This is a genomic window from Granulicatella sp. zg-84, assembly GCF_010892375.1.
Classification (GTDB): Bacteria; Bacillota; Bacilli; order Lactobacillales; family Aerococcaceae; genus WM01.
Genome location: NZ_WNJX01000061.1, coordinates 1 through 2577 on the forward strand (window position 1 = coordinate 1; position 2577 = coordinate 2577).

The following is a 2577-nucleotide window of genomic DNA, read 5'->3' on the forward strand; positions in this document are numbered from 1 at the left end:
TTTTCGTTTGATATGTCCCATGTTTGATGAGTGTTTTAGCATGACAATGTGGACAGGTGTGGCAAGGCTTTGTCCAAGTGCCTTTAATAAAGTGGTGTGGAATACCATTTATTGTTTTTTCTTCTAACCAATGTTCATCAGCTATGAAAGATTTATCTGTTAATGTCAATAATTTTTTTGTATAATAATCCATGAGAAATACCTCCTTGTTTAATTGTGGTGATTTAATCATACAGGTATTTCTCTTTTTTTGTCCACTTTTATATACAAAATCGTGTTGGTGGATTATTCCCACCAACACGATTTATTATAGAGCCGATTTAAAAAGAGCTAAAACAAAATAATCAACATTTTTAAAATAATAAAAAGGCTTGAAAACAACCTGTTCAACAAGTTGTTTTCAAGCCTCTTTTTGAGTCATCTTTTCATTCTATTTTTGGCTTGATTTTATCCTTTCAATTTTGATAAATCAATTTTAAAAGTTGTTCCATCTTTTTCATTACTTGTCACACTAATTTTCGTATGGTGCATCTTAGCAATCGTATCGGCAATGGATAAACCTAAACCATATCCGTGTGTTTCACGTTGTCTAGAGTCATCAATACGGTAAAAACGTTCAAATAAACGTTTTAATTTGTCTTGCGGAATGACATCTCCTTTATTTTGTACACTTAAAACGCCTTGCTTTGTCACAGTGATCCTTATTTCCTCTCCTTTTGGAGAATATTTAATCGCATTATCTAATAAAATGACAATGAGTTGTTTTAAATGAGAAGCTTCTCCCACAATAGAAACATCTTCTGAAATAGATAATACTAATTCTTTTTCTTGTTCAAACGCCACAGATTCTAAAGGCAATACCACTTCATACACTAAATCGGATAATGAAAGTGATTGAAAAACAGGTTTTTCTTTTGTTTGGTCATTTTTAGCTAGAAATAACAGGCGTTCAATCAATTCGGTCATTCGCCTTGATTCATCTTGAATATAGTCAATCCATTTCATTTTTGATTGTATGGTATCATTTGGATAATCTTTTAAAATCGCAGCATTCGCTAAAATAACGGCTATTGGTGTTCGTAATTCATGTGAAGCATCTGATATGAAATCTTTTTGTTTTTGCCACGTTTCTTCAACTGGGCGCATTGCCATACTCGATAAAACGGTACTACTTATAAAAACAAATAGTAAAGCAATCGTACCTATCTTCATAGCTGTTACTAATGTTTTTTGATTATTTTCAATTTCATGTGTAATAAAAGCAAATGCGGTATATCCGTTATTTTTCATATAACGAATATGATGATTTTCAAAAACAATATCTCCCTTACTTTCTTGGGCAACCGACATGATTTCACTAAAATTAACGATTTGTTCTTCAGCATTATAAGTAGACGCAATAATAGTTCTTCCGTCATTACTAATTTTAAATGTTAGTAATCCATCCGTTTTCATAATGTTGATACCTAATGGTGAATCCAATGATTTTTTCAACGCATCGTGAACACGTTCATTTAATTGATTTGAAACACTATAATAAAGTCCTCCGATAACAACTGTTACGATAATACTGAAAATACTCATCGTATAAAAAATAAATTTGTACTTTAATTTTTTAAGCATCTTTTTTTACTCTCATTCTTTTTCTTCTAAAAAATAACCTACTTTTCTAGCTGTTGAAATTGTCACACGGCTAGATAGAAATTGTAATTTTTTTCTTAAAAAAGAAATATAGACTTCAACATTATTATCTTCGGCATCAGAATCAAATCCCCACACACGAGAAATTAAGTCTTCTTTTGGCATAATTTGATTTTGATTGATGAGTAATAGACGTAAAATATCAAATTCTTTTGGACCTAAACGTACTGATTTACTACCACATTCTAATACTTGCGTTTTTTGTGATAATGTAATATCGACAAAGGAAATATCATCGTTAATAATATCTCCTTTACGTCTGGAAATAGCACGAATACGTGCAAGTAATTCTTCTTTTTCAAATGGTTTTGTTAAATAATCATCAGCACCACTATCTAGTCCTCTTACTTTATCTTCCACTTGATCTTTAGCTGTTAACATTAAAATGGGGGTAGCATTATGTTCTTGACGTAAAAGTTTTAATACTTGAATACCATTTAATTTTGGCAACATCATATCCAATACAACGGCATCATATGTATCCGAAGTAATATAATCATATGCATCTTGTCCATCATATACAACATCAACTAAATGCTTTTCTTGCTTTAAAATTTGGACAATCGTATCAGCCAATCTTTTTTCATCTTCTACAACAAGTATTTTCATTTTTCGTACCCTCCCATTTTCTTTCTATAATCTATTATACACGTCATTCCTTAAAATAACATGAAAAAACACATACAAAAATTCACGAAAAATATTCATATAAGTAGATATTTTTTATGAATAGCATTAAAAAGTAGACTTTTTATTCTGCCGAGTTGTAAAATAAAGTGCAAAAGCAAAATAGTGTTATAAAAACAAAAAAAGACAGATAATTAACTTACTAAGATTCACCACAAAATTAGAAAGGTCATTATCATGTCTAAAACA

At 30.2% G+C, this 2577-nt stretch carries 2 protein-coding genes and 1 pseudogene; all 3 read right to left on the reverse strand.

Annotation, left to right across the window (positions count from 1 at the left end; all coding sequences use genetic code 11):
- A pseudogene (locus tag GMA06_RS08220) lies at positions 1-193 on the reverse strand (ISL3 family transposase); the annotation flags it as partial.
- A 254-nt stretch (positions 194-447) separates the two neighbouring features.
- A complete protein-coding gene (locus GMA06_RS08225; protein ID WP_163562284.1) occupies positions 448-1623 on the reverse strand; it encodes a HAMP domain-containing sensor histidine kinase in 1176 nt (391 codons plus the stop codon).
- Positions 1624-1635: 12 nt separating this feature from the next.
- The gene (locus tag GMA06_RS08230; protein WP_163545583.1) at positions 1636-2310 is read right to left on the reverse strand and encodes a response regulator transcription factor; all 675 of its coding nucleotides are present in this window, start codon (positions 2308-2310) and stop codon (positions 1636-1638) included.
- Positions 2311-2577: the final 267 nt, after the last annotated feature.